The 20,056-nt window shown below is 35.1% G+C and carries 16 protein-coding genes; 5 read left to right on the plus strand and 11 right to left on the minus strand.

Going from position 1 to position 20,056, the window contains the following annotated elements; translation table 11 throughout:
• Nucleotides 1–158: 158 nt before the first annotated feature.
• The 4 genes from ACFQU5_RS07265 to ACFQU5_RS07280 all read right to left on the minus strand — a co-directional run bounded on the left by ACFQU5_RS07265 (nucleotide 159) and on the right by ACFQU5_RS07280 (nucleotide 3,840).
• The gene (locus ACFQU5_RS07265; protein ID WP_390286223.1) at nucleotides 159–968 is read right to left on the minus strand and encodes a DUF4839 domain-containing protein; all 810 of its coding nucleotides are present in this window, start codon (nucleotides 966–968) and stop codon (nucleotides 159–161) included.
• 401 nt (nucleotides 969–1,369) lie between these two features.
• Nucleotides 1,370–1,900, minus strand: a complete 531-nt coding sequence (locus ACFQU5_RS07270; RefSeq protein ID WP_390286225.1) for a lecithin retinol acyltransferase family protein — start codon at nucleotides 1,898–1,900, stop codon at nucleotides 1,370–1,372.
• A gap of 293 nt (nucleotides 1,901–2,193) precedes the next feature.
• Nucleotides 2,194–3,042 carry a hypothetical protein gene (locus ACFQU5_RS07275; RefSeq protein ID WP_390286227.1) on the minus strand — a complete coding sequence of 283 codons (849 nt, stop codon included), beginning with the start codon at nucleotides 3,040–3,042 and terminating at the stop codon, nucleotides 2,194–2,196.
• Between the two features lie 390 nt (nucleotides 3,043–3,432).
• The gene (locus ACFQU5_RS07280) at nucleotides 3,433–3,840 is read right to left on the minus strand and encodes a hypothetical protein (protein WP_390286229.1); all 408 of its coding nucleotides are present in this window, start codon (nucleotides 3,838–3,840) and stop codon (nucleotides 3,433–3,435) included.
• Nucleotides 3,841–4,076: 236 nt separating this feature from the next.
• Between ACFQU5_RS07280 and recJ the strand changes: the two genes are divergently transcribed.
• The 5 genes from recJ to ACFQU5_RS07305 all read left to right on the plus strand — a co-directional run bounded on the left by recJ (nucleotide 4,077) and on the right by ACFQU5_RS07305 (nucleotide 10,909).
• Nucleotides 4,077–5,726, plus strand: a complete 1,650-nt coding sequence (gene recJ / locus ACFQU5_RS07285; RefSeq protein WP_390286231.1) for a single-stranded-DNA-specific exonuclease RecJ — start codon at nucleotides 4,077–4,079, stop codon at nucleotides 5,724–5,726.
• Nucleotides 5,727–5,779: 53 nt separating this feature from the next.
• Nucleotides 5,780–6,673 carry a helix-turn-helix domain-containing protein gene (locus ACFQU5_RS07290; RefSeq protein ID WP_390286233.1) on the plus strand — a complete coding sequence of 298 codons (894 nt, stop codon included), beginning with the start codon at nucleotides 5,780–5,782 and terminating at the stop codon, nucleotides 6,671–6,673.
• Nucleotides 6,674–6,748: 75 nt separating this feature from the next.
• A complete protein-coding gene (locus tag ACFQU5_RS07295) occupies nucleotides 6,749–7,645 on the plus strand; it encodes a tyrosine-type recombinase/integrase (RefSeq protein ID WP_390286235.1) in 897 nt (298 codons plus the stop codon).
• Between the two features lie 521 nt (nucleotides 7,646–8,166).
• Nucleotides 8,167–10,347 carry a hypothetical protein gene (locus tag ACFQU5_RS07300; RefSeq protein ID WP_390286237.1) on the plus strand — a complete coding sequence of 727 codons (2,181 nt, stop codon included), beginning with the start codon at nucleotides 8,167–8,169 and terminating at the stop codon, nucleotides 10,345–10,347.
• A 223-nt stretch (nucleotides 10,348–10,570) separates the two neighbouring features.
• Nucleotides 10,571–10,909 carry a hypothetical protein gene (locus tag ACFQU5_RS07305; protein WP_390286239.1) on the plus strand — a complete coding sequence of 113 codons (339 nt, stop codon included), beginning with the start codon at nucleotides 10,571–10,573 and terminating at the stop codon, nucleotides 10,907–10,909.
• 88 nt (nucleotides 10,910–10,997) lie between these two features.
• On the opposite strand, the gene ACFQU5_RS07310 is transcribed toward ACFQU5_RS07305, so the two are convergent.
• From ACFQU5_RS07310 to ACFQU5_RS07340, 7 genes are all read right to left on the minus strand, one after another.
• Nucleotides 10,998–11,189, minus strand: a complete 192-nt coding sequence (locus ACFQU5_RS07310; protein ID WP_390286241.1) for a hypothetical protein — start codon at nucleotides 11,187–11,189, stop codon at nucleotides 10,998–11,000.
• 226 nt (nucleotides 11,190–11,415) lie between these two features.
• Nucleotides 11,416–11,793 carry a hypothetical protein gene (locus tag ACFQU5_RS07315; protein ID WP_390286243.1) on the minus strand — a complete coding sequence of 126 codons (378 nt, stop codon included), beginning with the start codon at nucleotides 11,791–11,793 and terminating at the stop codon, nucleotides 11,416–11,418.
• Nucleotides 11,790–12,065, minus strand: coding sequence for a helix-turn-helix domain-containing protein (locus ACFQU5_RS07320; RefSeq protein WP_390286245.1), 276 nt, complete (start codon nucleotides 12,063–12,065; stop codon nucleotides 11,790–11,792). The genes ACFQU5_RS07315 and ACFQU5_RS07320 overlap by 4 nt, the downstream gene beginning before the upstream one ends.
• Nucleotides 12,058–12,306, minus strand: coding sequence for a hypothetical protein (locus ACFQU5_RS07325; RefSeq protein WP_390286247.1), 249 nt, complete (start codon nucleotides 12,304–12,306; stop codon nucleotides 12,058–12,060). The genes ACFQU5_RS07320 and ACFQU5_RS07325 overlap by 8 nt, the downstream gene beginning before the upstream one ends.
• Before the next feature lie 569 nt (nucleotides 12,307–12,875).
• Nucleotides 12,876–13,691, minus strand: coding sequence for a leucine-rich repeat domain-containing protein (locus tag ACFQU5_RS07330; protein ID WP_390286249.1), 816 nt, complete (start codon nucleotides 13,689–13,691; stop codon nucleotides 12,876–12,878).
• Nucleotides 13,692–15,381: 1,690 nt separating this feature from the next.
• Nucleotides 15,382–18,870: an S-layer homology domain-containing protein gene (locus ACFQU5_RS07335; RefSeq protein WP_390286251.1), complete on the minus strand. Its 3,489-nt coding sequence runs from the start codon at nucleotides 18,868–18,870 to the stop codon at nucleotides 15,382–15,384.
• Between the two features lie 537 nt (nucleotides 18,871–19,407).
• On the minus strand, nucleotides 19,408–19,647 hold the full coding sequence (locus ACFQU5_RS07340; RefSeq protein ID WP_390286253.1) for a hypothetical protein: 240 nt from the start codon (nucleotides 19,645–19,647) through the stop codon (nucleotides 19,408–19,410).
• Nucleotides 19,648–20,056 lie beyond the last annotated feature (409 nt).

Genomic DNA, 20,056 nt, shown 5'->3' on the forward strand with positions numbered 1-20,056 from the left:
TTAGACTTTAATTTTGATAATATTGCAACGGTTACGTTAAGCTTAATCGTCTATTAATAGTTGTCTATGCAAGATCTCTGTAATATGCAATATTGTATATTATTTCTTTATATGAGCACTGTGATAACCCTACTCATACAATTATTCTTCAATAACCATTATCTTATTTCAGTAGAAACTGGCTCAAGCAAGAAAAGTCCAGAATTTTCATTGTATTCTTCCACTACAGCGGTAATATGAAGATTTTGTCCCATACCTATAGTATCTGGTATGTTAGAACCAAAAAGATTTAAATCAGAAACAACATTGACATCCTCGAACTGAAAATTAGGTCCACTAAATGTTGTTCCACCATAATCACCCTCTAAAATTAAAATGTTATATCGTGTTTTATAATTCCCATGTTCCATCATATTTGCGATATATCCATCAAATTCAATGGTTCTACCTGCATATTTTTTTGCAAATTCACCGATGATTGGATCAGCTTCATTCTTCACTGCTAAGACAGCTGCAAAATCTTCATTGTTTTCTACCGTTAATATTTCCTGATTGCTTTCATCAGATGTATCATTGGTTGATCGGTCATCTGTCTGAGAACTATTTTCCTCAGCAGTTTCGGTCTCACTTTTCTCTTCTTTAGGATGTGTGTGATATGTAATGATTACTTCTACGTCGTTAGAGTACCATTCATCAGGCGAATAGTCTTTATCTCCATCAACCGAAACAGATTCAACTTCACCATCTTTTGTCAACCAACCTGTTATTAAATCTTCTAGCTTTTCTGTTTTAATGTTCTTGAACCCTTTTTCCTCAAACTCATTAACAACCTCTTGGTAATCTCTACCTTCTTGTATACTTGAACCTGACGGTGTTTTTGCTTCACCTTCATGTCCATTTGAATTTTCAGAACACCCCATTAATGTAATAATTATACAAGCGACAAAAATACTAATTATCTTTTTCATTTTGTTCCTCCTCGTCATCATACTTGAATCATACCAGAAGATAACGAGTTCTTGTTATTATTTTCCATACACAATATATAGTGTTAAATAACATTCATCCAAAACAAGTTCATTATAGTGAATTTGAAAGATACGAAAGAATATACCTTTGCATAAAAGAGCTGTAAAAACAATATTCAAAGGAAAAGCCAAGAAACGATGTTTTCACAACGTTCATGGCTTTTTGGTGTGTTCCCTAACTTTCATTTGGGAACCTTTATTAAGTTTATTTTATATGCTTTATAGGCCCTTTTGCACTTTAGCAGCTGTTTGTTTAAGTACACTGCTTCATCAGCAACTATTTAACTATTTAATAAATCTTCCTACAATTGCAAAAAAATTTCTAAATTTCATTATCTTAATTAGTCACCCTTCCTACACCAACGGCAAAAATGTTCACAATTGTTAAATACTAAATTATAAGAGTATTCTCCTAGTCTTGACTGCGCACGTGTTATGATTTCATTAGGACTATAATTCGTTGGGCTTTGATAAGCATTCTTTCTGCGAACAATACTTCCATCGGCAAAGGTTTCCAATGAATCAACAGTGACACCTTCGATTAAATAGTGTATTACTTGACCATCCCCATAATAGATACCGTGATGTGTATATTGAAACCGTTGTACCCATAGATGATCACCTATCTGTAAATCATCAGCATCTTTTCCTAAATAACGGCGTAAATAAGGAGCTAGCCCTTTACTATCTAATCCATTGCGTAAAGTTTGGCCAAAGCGTTCTTGAGTTTCGATAGCTTTATTGTGAATTTTGTTACCTTTATTTACAAGATCTCCAACATTAGGGTTAACATTATAGGCAACTTCCTCAACCTTTTCTTGAATAGCGTTACGGACTTTTTTATTGCTAAACATTAGTCCAAATAATGACATAAAAACCACCACCAATTGTTAAAATATCCCTTAATTGTATCACTATTTCCTATAGAAACAAACAAACCAATAGTTGTTGGTTAATTTTTTTAAAGCAGTGGTTTAATAGACAGATAAAATAGTAGACAGGCCAATATAAAAAAGCCTAAACGAACCCAAACTCTCGTTTGGCATTAAAAGAAGATAAGTACAATTCTACTCAAGAATTGCACCCAATGTTGAAGAAAAAATGTTTATTTTGTTCCTTTTTATAAAATCATACCAATTAACATATTGTGTGTTAATAGTACATTTTATTTTTGTGATTCTAGTTCATACATTTCTGATGCTTTTTCAAGATATTCTTCTGCTTCCGTAAATTTTCCTATTCCTTCTATCACTAAATCATAATTTTTACTTTCCATATTACTGGACATAAATGAATAGGCTGTAATAAGGCTACCAGCCATCTCTAAGATATACTTATTTGTTTGCTCGTATTTTTCAATACTAGAAAAATCTGGCCTCATTTTCATATACGCTACAAATTCCTCTAGCTTATCAATCATTGCATAAATAGAAGCTTCATCCACACTGGTAGGATCATTTGCTAGTCCCTTTACTACTGGCTTTGCAACCGATACTAGTTCACCATAGAGAGTGTTGAATTCTACCAAATCATTTTCAAATGCTATTTTTAATTGTTCCTGACCATTATTAACTTGCTGTGGAACTGTATTGACAACTTGCGTTGATGTTTTTTCTTCATCGTTTTTATTATACTTATCAAGAGTAGAGAGCAAATCGCTATTCTCGATTCCTATTTGGTTAATTTTATATAGTGAATTATAAAACGTTGCTTTGTTAATGTTGCCTGACTCCATTTCACTATAACTGGTTTCTAAATAATCAATTATCGCTAATGATATCTCTTTATCCAGAGCCTCTTTATCTTCCACTGAAAGTTCTTTTTTACTTTCATCATAAATATCACTTGCTAGTCCGTAGCGTTTCTCCTGTAGTTCTCCTACTATTTGTTTGGCTGTTTCTTTATTGTTGTCGCCACAAGCACTCAATAGTGCAATGCTTAATATAGATACACTTAACAATCTAATTGTTCTCTTTTTCACTCCCAGTAGCCCCTTTTTCATTTTATATTTCATAATATTACCATCATATGGATGAATAGGTAACATTTTCTATTGATTTCTATAACTAAGTAGAACTCTTCCAATTTTTATTTATGTTATACCATGTTGTTCAACAATCTGGTCTATTGTTGAACAACAGTAATAAAACACTCTCAACTAAACGCCCTTTTAATACAATAACTTCGACTAAAAAACGTTAATTCCTGGTGGATAATCGCCATCGTTAGTAGAAAAAGAAAATAAGATAAATGTGATATATTAACAAAAAAAGAGACACAAATTCATATGCAAATTGTGTCTCTAATTACATTGTTATTTATTGTTTTCTATCCGAACCCGTTACAAACAGGCTTCTAATTTTAATAGAGAAAATAAACTTCTTAGTTTAACTCAATTCCATATCTACTTAAACCACCGATCTAGTATTTCATGATATCGAAATCTCTCATTCACAGCCATCTCGATAGCAACATAAGTATTAAAGCTACCATCATCATAACGAATGTTATAACCGATTTCCTCCAGATATTCGAATACTTCCTCCTCCTCCATCGATTCATTTTCGATTTCTACCATTTTCTCCTTCGCTTCCGCAAGCGTTAAATAACATTCATCCAAAGCCAATTCATAGTTGTGAATTTGAAAAATGCGAAATAAAAATAGATTATCATGTTCTTTCTTGGCGGCCTCAAGGTTATCAAATACCTGGATATCACGGTAATTAAAGGCTAGCCGCGCTACGGTAGTATTATCCACATCCATTGTTTTTTCTCTTATTGCCCATTTTTCCACTATCTTTAACTTTAACATAATTATTCCCCTCTTTTAATTTCCATATTTTTCAATATTATAACTTGAAGATTAAGTCATGGATAAAAAATCCTCAATTTTTTTCGCTATATTTATTTCCCAATTTTAAATAATTATCCTGTTATATAAATTTTTTATTTTCACTCACATATACTTACTAATTTTAAAAGGTAACCCAGACATGAATATTTTTTGAGAAAGCGGTCAATTATATCCAATGCTAAGGAGATGATTAATTGAAGGAATGGCAATATCAAAACATTTTCCATCGCAGTAATCCCGAACGCTTTTATATTCGTTATTTTTCACGACGTTTTCATTTGGACCATATATTAATGAACTATCTTTACTCCCAAGGATATAAAACACTAAGGGAAATTCAAGATTATCTTAACCCATCCATGGAACAGCTTCATGATCCCTTTATGTTACGGGATATGAAAAGGGCCATTCAACGAATAATTGATGCTGTTAGATTTCAGGAGAAGATTGTGATTTTCGGGGATTATGATTGTGATGGCCAAACATCGACTGCATTATTGTATCGCGCGTTGGCTTCCATAGGTGCGAATATTGACTTTCAAATTCCCCTACGGTCGGAAGGATATGGGTTAAAACGGTCTGCTCTTGAAAAAATAAAACCAGGAGAAGTTTCGTTAATCATTACGGTTGATAATGGAACAAGCGCACATGATGCCATGGCAAAAGCGAAGGAAATGGGAATAGATGTTATTGTAACAGACCACCATGAAATTTTGCGGGGTTATCCAGATTGTTATGCCTTTATTAACCCAAAGCGAGAAGATCAAGATTATCCTTTTAGACATTTGGCTGGTGTTGGAGTTGCGTTAAAGGTAGTACAAGCTCTATTAATAACTATTTGTAAAGGGGATGGATGGAAGAGGCATTTAATTGGATTTCTCGACTTTGCTGCTATTGGAACGGTTGCCGATATGATGCCGCTCGTTGGCGAAAATCGTACCATTGTTGCGCTTGGACTTAAAGTATTAAATCAACAACCAAAACCTATCTTCAAAAAGATTCTTAAAAAATTACCTGACAAATATGTAACCAGTTCTACCATTGGATTCGGATTTGGTCCTTTACTCAATGCATGCGGGCGGATTGCTGATCCAAATGTATCCACTCGTTATTTGTGTAACGGGGACCTTTCAACAGAAGAATTGCTTGAATTAATACACATCAATGCACAAAGAAAAAGGATGACCGAAGAACAATTCGAATTAGCCGAAGTCATTATTCAGGATCATCACTTGGAAGAATATAATGTCGTTGTCATTCAAGGCCCTTTCCATGAAGGTATTATTGGATTATTAGCTTCACGGATATCGGAAAAATATTTAAAACCAGCAATCGTCCTTAATGAGAACGGGAAAGGTTCTTGCCGAAGTGTCCAGGGTACAGACTTCTCTATCATAAAAGCAATGGAATTGTGCAATGGTTATTTGGAGCAATTTGGAGGACATCAAGCGGCGGCTGGGCTAACGATATCATCAAGTAAAATTGATAGTTTTCGTAGGGCTATTCACTTAGCCGCCGAGCACCAAGAGCGAGTTATTCCCAAGGTGTATTTCCAAAACAAATTACCGATCTATCAGTTTCCAGACAAACTAATAGAAGAATTCAAACGGCTTGAGCCTTTTGGAATTGGAAATTCCAAACCCCACTTTTACTCTGAATCTTGGTTTGACCGCTGCAGGCCACTTGGAAAATCTAGCGAACATTATTTGCTGTCTGTGGCTAATCGAAATATATGGGCTTTTCGTTACAAAGGGGTAAGATTGAAGCCAAAAAAGAAGGTCCAATTTCTTTACACAATCAACTCAACGGATAAGCATGACTTTTTGTTGGTTGATGCGAGATAAGATTTTACGAACCTTAACATCACAAAAATATATGTAGGGAGTGTAGATGGAAAATGAGTAATGAAAAGAAAATATGTGAAACAATACCTTCCCCTCTTGGAAACCGTATTAAATCATTGCGCAAAAAGAACCATTTAACCCAGGAACTGTTGGCAGATCAGCTCGGTGTTAGTCATGCCTATATTGGATTTTTGGAAAAGGGAACTCGGAATGGCTCCAACCCACTTTTAAAGAAAATGGCCGAATACTTTAATATTGATTCCAATGAACTTATTCATTTAAGAGATCAGAAGGATTTCGTGGTACAGATAGACCAAAACCAGGAAAAAAAAAGAATCACAACGACACAAACTTATCCTGATTATATTATCGGGTTTATGGAACTATTATCCAAAATCGAAGAAACTGCTTGTAAAAGAATCATCGAGGAATTCAAGGGGCAATTACAAAAGCAACTCTATCAATATTTAACCCCGTATGATTTGCCATCTGTTAAAAAAATGGTGATGGATGTTAAAAGAAATTGGATTAATCTTATTCAACAGAAAGTGGTTCAAGAGCCCTTTGAACCGTTAAACAAGGAATTGAACGGCTATTTTCTGCACCAAGATAAAGAAGTATTTTTCAACATTTATTTTGGTGACTTAACATTAATCGTTTCTCTTTTATATCCTGAACAAAGCCATATTTCAATATTTGAAAACTGGCTGGGAGAATATAGCATCCGCTATTTAAACGACAAAGAGTTTACTCACTTAACACAGCCACAAAGGGTCGCCACCTTTATCTGGTATAGCCCAGCTAATTCAACATTGGACAAATATAAGCATTTATTGGATAACGGCATTCAAATGGATCGCGTTCAATGTACCGAAAGCCAACTAAATTGGTATATTCAGCAATTTTTAAAAGAAGAAAAGTCAAATCAGGAAGTCTCTGCCTCTTAGCAGAGGTTTCTTTACATAATACGGCAAAATTTGCACATACTACTGGTAACCCTATATTGAAAGGAGTGGTAACTGGTGTTAATCACACCCACGTATGATTTACCCATTTTTGCTAACAAGTTTTTTAGGTACTTAAAGCGGCAGCATTATTCGGCCGATACCATCCTCGCCTACCAAAAGGATTTAAACAGGTTCGATGATTTCCTTTTTCAAACGTATAAAGGAAATATTCTAACCGAAGAAATCCAGAAAGAGGACATTCAAGATTTTCTCGCCTTTTTAGAAGAGGATAATTTGGCACCCAATTCAATTTTACGCCATCTATCCACACTGAAATCCTTCTACAAATTTTTGGTATTTGAAATGGATTTTAAAGTGGATGTCGCTGGTCGAATCAGACACAAAGCGGTTTATACACCTTTACCTGAACCGTTGTCTTTTGAAGAAATCGAAGCCTTTTTTCAAGCAGCGAAAGAACACTCAACTTTCTTTCATGCCCTTTTTAGCCTTACCTATTATACGGGTAGTCGAATCAGCCCTATTCGAGAGTTACTAAAAGAGCATATTGATTTGGATCAACAAAAGGTTTACTTTCCAAAAGTAAAGAATGATAAGGACCTGCATTTGCCCCTACATGAGGCGGTTATTCCTATTCTGGCTGATTATTTTATCGAAACAAGACACAATCATTCAAAGTATGTATTCCCTTCTCCAAAGATAAAAAATCAACCTGTTAGCAGGGCTTGTATCCGTGTAAATATCAAAAAGATTGCAGCCAAAGCAGGTATTAAAAAGCGAGTCTATCCACATTTGTTGCGGCACTCAACTGCAACTCATTTGACCCTGCTAGATGTAAACCAAAAATTCATTGCGACAATTTTGGGACATTCGGATCTAAGAGCTACGGACCGTTATCAAAAGCTAAATGTGGAAAATCTACGGTCAAAGTTAAATAAGTTAGATCATTTTTAACCCTAAAGGAAACCATACTTTCCTCTAGTCTTGAAATAGAAGTACGAATGAAATATCTATTTTAGATATTTTTCGTTCAATCAAAATAGATAAAAATATATTTCGTACTTCTATCTTTACCAAAAAAGCAAAAAAGAATTCGTTTTTTCTTTTTTCTTTTTTCGTTTTCTGTTTTCTGTTTTATATTTTTATGTTTTTCGTTTTAGCCTTTCGTTAAAGAATGGGATGGAATGAACGAAAAAAGATTATTTAATTGTCTTCATTTTATATGAATGAAAACTGATAAAAGGGTTTTATTGGTAAGCACGTGCAAATGTAAATGCGCTCAAAGATCTTAAAATACTTCCAAAACTTAACACGAGTTCTTCTATATTTTTTTGATTGTATGTTACCAAAATTCTACAGCATTCGATCATTTTGATCATAATGGTGTCACTTTATCGCAAAAGCTTTTGAGCTTTGGCGAAAAAACTAGTCTATTATGATCGTTTTAATCATATGTTTCATTGAGGTGAATTTGCATGGAACCGACTTTATTTGCGGTAAAAATTGACGAAATGGATCTCACTAGTAGGGAGAAAAAGTTATTGTTAGAAAATGGGTATGATTCTGTTTCCAGTATTCTATTGGAGAAAAAGGAGGATCTTACTCAACTCGGCTTTTCTTCTGTACAACTTACGAAAATCAGAAAAAAAGCAGTGACTTTAGCAGAAAAACATGGTTTCGGCTGGGAGGATGTCAGTAAACGATATGGTGGGTTAATCATAAAAAAAGAGTTTTATGAGTTAGCCAATATGGACCATAAAACATATGTTCAACTTGAAAAGAAAGGATTTCTGGATGATCTTATCGTAAAAGTAGGAATTGATGTTGCGCCATCTTTAGACAAGAAAACCTTTGTACCCAAATATGTATTAAAAAAGGACAAGGCCATTGAATTTGCAGAAAACTGTAAGAGTTTGGGGGATATAGCTAAGGAGATGAACATTTCCTATAGTATCTTTCAAAATTATTCACTTGCAGGAAATTTTGATGTTGCTCGGATGAGCCGTACTCGCTGGAATAAAAAGTGGATAACTGAGAACTTCATGAAAATTAAAGAATCTCTTCGTAAAAATGCAAAGAAAAATGTGCAAGAGAATGCCAACACATTGTGGCAGCTTCTAGCAGAAGAACATCGGAAATTAATAAGCGAGTATATTGAGTATAGAAAGGATTCAACGGTTATCTTTACAAAATACGCTAGATATGAGGCGTTTCTAACGAAAGATGCGTTTATTTACCATCGAGATGTTTTAACAAGAATCTTTTACTCGATTATTTGTGCACGTAGCGGACTTAAAAATTACTGGGTAACAACAGATAGCGGATTTGGTTATCGCTCTTTAACAGAAGAAGAACTACCTCAATATGATCCAAGCCTATTCCAGCTCGATGACCTGAAGGAAAGTGATATTCAAGCAATTAGTCATGGAAGGAAATCTCCCCGTACCAGAATGAATTATAAAAATACCTTCCTGGGTCTCTTTTACTACACCTTAATGCGAAAAAAGGAGAAAATCAATGAGAGGGCAAACACCTCTTCTGATTATAAGCCAGAAACGGATTTTGCCGCATTAGTTTGGAAAGCAGATTTTATTGAAGAAGCCTTTGAAAAATATTTGCCTGTTAATAGAAAACAGATGAGGCTCACTACATCCCGTTCTGTTTACCTAAATCGACAAGTAGTGGCCGCACTCGTCCGAAGGGTACTGGAAAATGATAGTGGTAAATTACAATATCCGTTGAAATGTGCTGCGATGTTTGCTCTAGCCTTTTTTGGAATCATTCGACCCGTTGAATTATGGAGGCTTAAGATTGAAGATCTTCAACCGAATCAGAAAACAGGTCTATTAGAACTAAAGGACATTCATGGATACCAATTTGCAAGGATTACCATCCAAAGTGAGATAAGTAAAATGAACTTATCTCCTTCTGGACCATACGGATTATTATTAGTACCAAGAGCCGTTAGGATTGTGAACCATTATTTATCAGAGTTGTACGAGAAGTACCCTGAGCATAAAGGAACTGGTTACCTTTTTCGCCCCTATACAGACGAATTCAACCCAAATGCACAGTACGCAAATGCTAAAACGATGTTTGAATGGGTCTCAAATAACAAATCTATGTTCGCTGATATTCTCTCAACTGAGCAATTGAAGAATTTTTCAAGTTATGACACCAGACATACTGGAAATAACCTTATTGCGAATGAGACTTTTTTCAACGACCCTAAACTAGAGCAATCTAAGGAGAAGGTTGCGGAATACCATGCGCGGCACAAGGGGATAAAGTCGGTCAACCGAGAAAATTACCAGGCGCACTTAACCGAAAATATTTATGCAACCATTATCAATGCTGCATTAAACTTTCCACTCGATAAAAATGAGTTGGAGGAATGGGAAGAAGACATGTCTAGGAAGGCTACTCATAATCAGATGGAGGAAAATCAAAAGGACCATAAATGCGAAGCAGAGTTGGACGAGTTGGATGAGGAAATTTCGAAATTAAATGAGGAATTAAAACAGCTTGGAAAGGTTTCTTACTATAAAAAGTTAGGTCTATCCAATGATGAAAGGATTGCCAGAGCAAAAAAATTGCAAGAAGAGGTCCGAAATTTAACCGCCAAAAAAAATAAAGTAAGAAAGGAACTGTCTTAAATTAAACAGCAAAAATTCTCTGTATGCTTTCCAACTCTAGCTATTGGATCAATGCCAGTATTAAAAAAGATGTACCAATTATTATCAAAATCAACTACTATCAATCGGCAATCAATGGAAGAAAAATATGATGAAAGGCTCGCACAACTAATGAGGTGTACATGCCTTATTGGAAATGTTCGACTCATTAAAAAGCCTTGCTGATAAAGGAGAATAGCATCTAATGACCTACCAGCAATTCTTAAAAATACTAGGGGACCTTGGTGTCCCCGCTTACAAATATTTACCCGATTTTTTCGATCAAATCTTTGATGATTTTGAATACACATTAGAAGATCTTGAAGAGAAAACAGGGAAATCCGTTATTACATTAAGAAGATATTGTACAAATGGACAAGTTAAATATCAAAGCAAATATCCCTATATCGTTAAAGGGATCGATATAAAGGAAAAGTTATTTCAGGAACAACTTGCCTCTATAAAAAAGAGACTAAAATCAATTAGCCACCTACATGACAAAATTCAACTTATCCTGGAGTTACTTGGTGAGGATGAGGAGTGATGGAATTTATTATTCAAATTAATATGTATTCGTTATTCGTTCCCTTTTAATTCATTTGAAGGAGACCACATAATGTGGTCTCCTATTATTAATTACCCTGTCTAGTATCATCATTTACCGCCAAAAGACTAAGGACATGTTCAAATGCTCTAATTTGCCCTGCATTGAACAGTCTATTTTGATAAGGAGCCCTTTTTGTCTTTAACTCATTTACTTGATCACGGATTTTGTCCTCCACCATTTCTAATAGAAGATTGTAATCAATTTGTGTAGTTTCCATCTACCTTCCTCCTAAACTAGTATATTCCATACCCAAAATAACGGTATGTAATGCTGGAAGGTGATCAATTTATACCTTGGTTTCATTTTCCACTCTTTACTATTATTTATGCATTAGCAACTAGAAATATACCCATTTTTCGCGAAAGAATGATATAAATCGTCATATTAGTTTATATAAAAAAACGAGCCTTGCTTTTTCATATCAGCAGGCTCGTCCAAACAGGTTAATTTCTACGTTGCTTTTCTTCTTGATGATAGTCAATCAACTTCTCCACCCTTTTGTATAATTTCTCCACTCTGTCACCATGTACTTCGATTAACCTTTCAAAGGAACGCTTGATGAGCTGATACTCCTCTTTTGGATTATATATCTTCACATGTTGAAGCAATCTTTGCTCTTTGCCATCTGCATCCATCATCTCCATTAATGTGACCAACGTCCCCTGCTGCAAACATCCTTCACATTTCCATAAACCAATCATGGCATTCATTTTAGCTTCTAGGCCGCAGTGTGGACAAGGAAAGATGATTGTGGGTTTTTCGTAATGATAGTGTATACGCTTGCTTTTAAAAAATGACAAAACAACATACTCTGAACTCACAACTCTTTCATCCTTCGTATGAATTTGCTTTGAATTTTGGCCCTTTTTAAGAACTTCTTAAATTCCTTTCCTGTAATAACATATTTCCGTTGAAATTGGTACGATGGAATTTTTCCTTCTCTACACCATCTTCTAATCGTGATTGCACTCATTCCTGTTAAATTTGCCACATCAATTGGTGTTAATACCCAGTCATCAGGAATAAACTCAAATTGTTCAATGGAAGGCTGCAATCCTAGTTCCTTTATTATTACATCATTAATCTCAACCATTGCTCGCAATCCCCCCATGGATAAGGGGACCACACTCGTGGTCACCCATAACCGCCTCTCTGTTTTCCTCATTTACTTCTAAAAGGTCCAAGACATGTTCAAATGCTTTAACTTGTCCAGCATTAAACAACTTATACTGAGGATCCTTTTTCGTTTTTAACCAATTTACTTGGCTGCGGATTTCCTCTCCCAACATTTCTTGTAGTAACTTGTAATCCTCATTTGTAATCTCCATCTCCATTAATATTCCTCCCATTTATTATTTTCCATACCAATTGAAATTAGGTATGTAATGCAGGAGGAGGAACTTGTACAAAGTCGTTATCATTTACCTACCTTTACTAATACATATGAAATGTTCACCAGAAATATTCACAAATTCCGCGAAAAAGAGAGCTCAACAGACATTTTTTGCAGGCAACAGTATGAACAGTGGGATGTTTGAACGACATATTTCTTAACGTCAGGGTAGAAGGAGATTTTTAGATGATTCGCTTGAATCACGCAGATTGGTTTAGCTGGTGATCGACAAACAGAGTTAGATGCAGTTGGAGTGGTTCCAATTTGACTGGAACAATCGATACTTTGCTTGTTGGCATAAGAAAACAATTCCTAAATTTGATACATTTATAGTATCGGAAGGTACGTTCAGAAAATATGCGTTTTGATTACAGTCATACACTTGAATTAATTTATAAAACTAATGCTTAATTAGCATTGATGATAACAACCATTTCATCAGAAAATATAGCACTCAAAAAACTCTGTAAGGATTTTATCCCTACAGAGTCTAAATTACCTATTGTTAGATTATTGTGTAACAGTTGGTGCTATAAAACTTGCTTCATCTTTGGTAGCGTTGATTTGGTCAATATGATTTTGGGCATCTGTACCAGCTAGTACACTACCACTAAAATCCCATGTTACACTATCAGTTTGAACGTCATTAATTGAAATATGAACTAAACCAGCGATAGAGGTTAATGATGGGATATTTTGCGCTTGTAGATTAATTAAGTCTACAAAACGTGTTGTAGTATCCTCTTTAACTAAAACGTTTATGTCTTTAATGCTAGTGTTTGAAATATTAAGCTCACTTAAATTACTCATATTTGCTAATGCACCGAGGTCTTCAATTTCGTTTCCTGAAATATCTAAAGTTTCCAAGTCAGTAAGATTTACTAATCCACCAATCTCTTTAATTCCTGTTTTGGATAAATCTAGTTTAGTCAGACCTGTAAAGTAAACAAGCGCCCCAGTTGAGATATCATAGTTACTTTCAGATTTCTCACTCAAATCCAAAGATGCGATAGAAGAATAGTATTCAGTTAAAGACGAAACTTCTGCACCTATTTCTTTAGCTTCCTCATAGAAGTGAATTGCAGTGATAAGAGTATCCCAATTTAAATTACCAGTTGTCTTGGCTTCTTCAAATTTTTCTTTTGCATTAATCGCGTATTGAAGTGCCACTGAAGCATTAGATACAATTTCTACGTTTCCATTTCCCGTAAGAGTTATAGAACCTGTACCAGTAATTTGTTGAATCGTACCTTCATTAGTAATATCAACAGTTTTTTCAGCAGTCACAGTTAATCTATCAATTGCTGCATTTGGTGCAATACTCACATTTGCATTACTATTAACTGTTAAATCATTTACATTTCCATAAATCTTTAAGTTGGTTCCAGCATCTGGATCATTGAAAGTTAAACTATTTCCATTTGCATATTCATTCCATGTGCTTGCGCTTACATCAGTAATAAAAATTCCACCATCTGCAGTTGCATAGTTATTAACAGTTGCGTTTTCTGCATTTACTGTAAGTGTTCCGCCAGTAATTACTAAACTTGAATCAATTGTTAATGTACCAGAACCTGTATAGTTGATTACAACGTTTCCAGTAACTGGTGTACCATAAATAGTAGTTTCATTTGTTAAGTTGTAAGTTCCAGCTGTATTTATTGTTGTGCTATTCTCGTCTTATACCACACTAGTGGCTTTCGATTCGAGCCTTCACCGAACAGGCGCCTTTCAGCGCATTCGGCGATCCGTCAGCAGCTGCTTTATATCACCAATATTTACTTATTTCCCCAATAAAAATTGTAACATATTACCACAAATTTTTCTAGTTAATTTGAATCAATACATATTACTTACTAATAAGAAGGGAATTTTTCTTACCATTTCATTGCTTCATTATTAAAATAAAGCTCAGTTATGTGGGGAATGAACCCGACGATTCTTGATTTAATATTTTTCTTCATCTCAACTAATCTATATTGACACGTTTTACGGGTCGTACTAATTCTCTTTCATTAACTTCACTCCAGAATAAAAAAAGTCCTAACACCGAGATGGCATTAGAACTTATTAACTCATTTTATTTTAATATTTTCTATTTGAAAATTGGATTACAAGAAAAAAATACGTGTCTGAATATTGCTTCTATGAACCTGGATTTAACTGTATTTCCACTAAGTAATTATAGTCGTGGTAAGCTATTCTCGTCTTATACTACTTTACTGTAGCTTTCGATTCGAGCCTTCACCGAACAGGCGCCTTTCAGCGCATTCGGCGATCCGTCAATAGTAGATAGAGCAATTACTTAACTATTATAATTACAAAAAGATACCAATCATGCATACACATGATTGGTACCCTAAACTTACTTTTGGGGAAATAAGTTTTATTAGAAATCTACTACTGACTGGGTTCCTTCGCTCCTGCTAGTTTTACCCTCCTCGTATGTTACCATACAAGTACAAACGGCTAGCGATCGACACTACTATGAACCCGCCGCCATCTTACTAGCTTCACTGGTGCTTACCCACCTCTTCTAGCAAGACTTCAAACGTTCCATTACTTCTTTCCCTTTTTTTGATGACCTTAGGCTTCCACTTTTCAGGAATGAGAACGACTAGTTTAACAGTCAATTGTTCTAATCGCCATTACTTGATTTCACAAATAAGGATGAATACTAAACTCCTAGCTTCTACGTAATATTCACTACCTCATCCTGGATTAACATGGATTCGTCTCCTAGCCATAGCCATCTTTTAAAGAACCCCGCCTCATTATTTTGAGTACGACTTCACCTGACTTCATCCCTTCAACTGGTATAGAGTCTCACTGGATGCAGGAGGATTAGGCACTTGCCTTGGACTGTTAGCAAGAGTAGGTATTTCACCCACTAATTGGAAGTAATAGTTAGAACAAAACCTCATGCAAGAGGCTAAATAAGCATTATCATGAGGTTTGTTCCACTTCTTTAATTCAATAAATATGATTTTATGAAGTAACGTTTCGTTTATTTTTATTAAGGAGTTACTGGCACAGATTTCCAAGAAGTTGTATCTGCGTCATACTCTAATGTTAAAGTGAATGACTCACCATTAGCTTTACCTGAAACTTTAATAGTATCTCCATCAGCTTCAGTTTGATTTTCCACAACAGTTAAGATATTAGAATCCTTCACTGCTTCACCAACTGTAGTACCAGTTGGAGTAGTACCATCTGCTTTTACTGTATACACAGCTGATAAAACATCAAAGGCAACATCTGCACCTTCAACTAGTGGTGTAAATGTTAATTCTAAATCATCAACACTTACCAAAGTTGCAGGTTTTAATTCAGCAATAGCTTTGTTAATAGCTGCTGCTTTATCTACCTTATTCTGAGTAGTTGTTTCTGTTAATTTAAGTGCATCTGTTAGTGCTGTTGCAGTTGTAGTAGTGTAATCTGCTAACACTGCTACTGTGTAAGTTGCTGCTGCTGCTTTTGCATCATTTAAAGCTTTGTCGGCTGCTGTTGTTGCATCTAAAAGATCATATTGAGCTTTTAAAGCATTTTCTAAAGCCGTGATACTTGCAAATGGTGCATTCTCACTAATAGCTTTTGCAACTGTAGTTTGATTTGCATCAGATAATGCTGCAAACTTAGATACAGAACGTAAAGCAACTTTTGTTTCAGTTACTGATTTAGTTGTTTCACCAATAATATTAACTTCATCTAATACAGATTGAGTTACACCAGTTTCTGGTGTTGTAACTCCACCATTCGTAACTGTTTTAACAGTAATAGTATACTTACCATCATCATTTTTCACTGCTTTAATTTTGAATTCTTTTCCAGCAGCTAATCCATTAGTAATTAATGTTTCAAACTGAGAAGATGTAAGGTGTTCTACAGATCCGTTACTTTCATTGGTAATATTTGAAGTTGAATATTCGATTTCACGATATCCTTCAAATGTAATTGTGTTTTCATCAGTATCAATTTGTCCAGCTTTTGTTAAAACGTCTGTATGAGAAGCTGGTACAGTTAATAGACGACCATCAAATTCTAGAGAAAGTGATTTTGAAGCAATTTTAGGATCTTTAGATGAAAGTTTAATTGATACTTCTGCATCATCAGTAGCCTTAATTGTAACACTCGCTACTCCAGCTTTGCTGAATTTTGGCTTAATTGTTACAGATTCATCAACAGCAACTGTATCTCCATCAACTTCTACAGAACCTTTTTCAGCTTTAATAATAAATGATGCTTCTTTTCCTTCAACTGAACCATCTACATACAGATTACCGTTTTGATCTACAGATTCATAGTATACTGTACCTTCTTCACCGACTGGTAAAGCTGTAACTGTATTGCCGTTTTTATCTTCAATATATGCCTCAGCAGCTCCGAATTCTGCATCATCAAAGACAACGCGTTCATCTGTTGCTTGTAAATCGTCTGAATCTAATTCACCTTTGTCATCACCATTGTCATAGTAAACTGTAGGTGTTGCAAATGCAGATTCTTCACCAACTAAGCGGAAGTTTACTGCACCACTGTTATTAGTTGTTAATGTGATTGGTTTGTCTGCTTCAACTTTAGTTACTGCATCTTCTGCTGTTTTAGCATTTTCGTCGATTAACCAAACTTCTTTATCAGTACCTTTGCTTAGTTTATCTTTTGGTACTACTACAGATACCTTAGTACCATCTACTGCGTCTTTATCTTCATCAACTAATTTCGCAGTATATGAACGACCACCAATGTTATAATCGTCACCATCATATCTAGCTTCGATTGCAGATTCGCTATCTAAACCATCAACAGCAGCTGCTCTTTCAACACCTTTTGCTTCAAGTGTTAACGTCATATCTTGTTCGTTATCAAATGATACACCAGTTGCTTCTGCTTGTAATGCTGTTTTTGTCCAGATTCCTGAATCTGTTTCTGGAAGGTATACGATTGGTGTTACTTTATCAGCATTTTCACCAGTTACTGTGAAACTACCTTCACCTTTAGAATCAAGCTTTACAACAACTAATTGATAGTCATCTGCATCTTCTAGGTATGGGAATACATCAGCACCTGAAAGTTCTTTAGTAACTTTACCGTCAATATACGTATATTGAGAGTCATCATTTAAAGAGTCACCATCTACATCAAGATCAAGTTCGTTATCGTCACTGCTGAAACCAAGTGCATCAGTTACATATGCATTTTCTTTAACATCTTCGATATCAACATTTAAGTTTTCTTTAAATGCTACGAAAGCAAAATCAGCACCTGTTGATGAATTTACAGTGTATTCAACTGAATCTGCGTTGTCTAACTCAGTTTTTTCTGTATCTGATTTGATAGTTAAAAGTGCTTCGTCAGACCAGTAAACTTTAGCTGAATCTTTAACACTTGATTTGTCTGTAGCGTATGATGCTACTGAATCAGTTCCATCATAGTAACGAGTATATGAGTATGAAGCGATACCTTCTGCGTTAGTTAATGCTTCTACTTCGATAGTTTCGTTATTTTTAGCGTTATTAGTAATGTTGAAAGTTACAGGAATACCAGCTTTAGATTGACCAGATGCAACTGTTACTTCTGCAGATAAAGTTACTTCTTTACCGATAATCCCTTGTTGAGAAGCAACTGTAGTTTTAACAGCAGTTGGTAATACAGCAGATACACCTTCAAATGTACCAAGTTTTTCACCAGCGTTAGTTACTGTATATTCTTTACCGCCTTCTTGAGCAGATGTAGTTAATACAGCTACAGAAGAGTCAGTTTGTTTTACTACAGCGTTAGTTACAGTTAAACCTTCGATTGCAAATCCGATCGTGTTGATATCTTCGATTGCATCTTCGAAATCAACTTCAACAGTTGTAGAGTTAATTGCAGTTACTGATTCTACACCAGTAGCTACTGCAGATTCGCTTGCACGAGCTACCATAGTTGCGAATTCAGCACGAGTGATTGAATCGTTAGGAGCTAATTTAGTTCCTTTACCGTTGATTACGCCGTTTGCAACTGCAGCAGAGAAAGCGTCTTGAGCCCAAGCTTTTACGCTAGAAGCATCATCGAATGTAGAAAGGTCAGCTGAACCAGTTAAACCGTAAGCAGCTACGATAACTTTTGCAGCTTCTGCACGAGTTAACTCAGCTTTAGGTGCAAATGCACCGTTTCCGCGACCTTCGAATAATTCTGGAGAAGTAGCAACAACTGCTTGGTACCACCATTGACCTGGTTCTACGTCAGAGAAGTTTTCAGATCCTTCAGCAGTTAGACCTAACTCTTTGTAGAAAATTTGAGCAGCTTGTGCACGAGTTACAATACCGCTTGGATTGAAGTTACCTTTAGTATCTCCCTCTAATACGCCGTTGTCAGCTAATTTTTGAACAGCGTCTTTTGCCCAAGATGGCACGCTATCGATGTCGTTTAATACCGCAGCTGATGCTACTGGTACGATTGCTGATGCAACTAATGCTGCTGTTGCTGTTGTCGCGAATAATTTACGACCTTTGTTTTGCTTTGTCATTCATTTATTCCTCCCTGGATTCTTTAAAAGTCATATTATTCTATGAAAACTATATTACTAGTTTAAAAACTAATAGTATTATGTATTATAGTTCTCTGGAATAATAAGGAACACAAAGTAAATTCTGTAGTAAATCTGCTAAACAAGTAATATGACATATTACCTCTTAGTAGAATCATTTACTTACTACGAAAGTATAACACTAGGAATTTCTAAATTCAAGCAACTAATTCAATTTTTGAGAATCTATCCAAAGATTGCTAATAAAATTAGTAACATTTGGTTAATATGGATACTACAAATTTCCACTCAACCATTTCTCTTGAGCCTTACTCTCCCAATGGTTTCATTAATATTTACAAGAATATTTTTCCAAAATACCCTTTTATTTTAACACAATACTTACCAATTGTATGCTTATTTTAAGAATTTATGTCAATTATTACAAAAAAAAGACAAGACTCATTTTACCAATTTCATAGGTTAATTGACGTCTTGTCTCCTTTTTTTTCAGCAACATTTAGTAGTCATCTATTCCTAAATAAATGGCATAAGCTGTGTTTTATGATTATTAATGTAATTGGCTTCTTTCTTATTCTTGATGGTGAAAATCTCGAATAAATCGGATGGAAGCGGGTTTTTGTATATTACTTTAATTGGCGTTTTTTCACGCCCATCCTTTGACTTTTTGCATTCACTAATCTGTATCGAATGAATTAATCCTTGATTCTGCTCTTGAAGCAGTATTTGCATTTGTATAATACGTCTCTGTTTCACTTGCCGTACTACCTGCTACTTCATCTCCAGACTGACAACTATATCTGCTCCCGCCTTTATGCCCTATTTTGCGCTAAAAACTAATATGATCTGTTTAACCTGGATATTATACATGTCCAACTAGCTCTCACGTTTGAACCTTATTTTCAGAACAATTTGCAAAATTCAGGAAGGGGTATTTTTCAAAACATCCTACTATAATCGCCAACTGTTCGCTTTTTTAAGAATTTATATCAAATTAAAAAAAGACAAGCCGCATCTTACCAGTACTGTAGGTAAAATGATGTCTTGTCTTTAGATTGAAAATAAAAAGTTATAAGTTTTTAAGTTTGTAGAAAAGTCTAGCTGCATCACTTATAAAAAAAACCCCGTCTGCTTTAAAGAGCTGACGGAGGCTAAACTGTTCACT

Origin of the sequence: Ureibacillus sp. GCM10028918 (genome assembly GCF_042666115.1) — a bacterium.
Taxonomy (GTDB): Bacteria; Bacillota; Bacilli; order Bacillales_A; family Planococcaceae; genus Ureibacillus.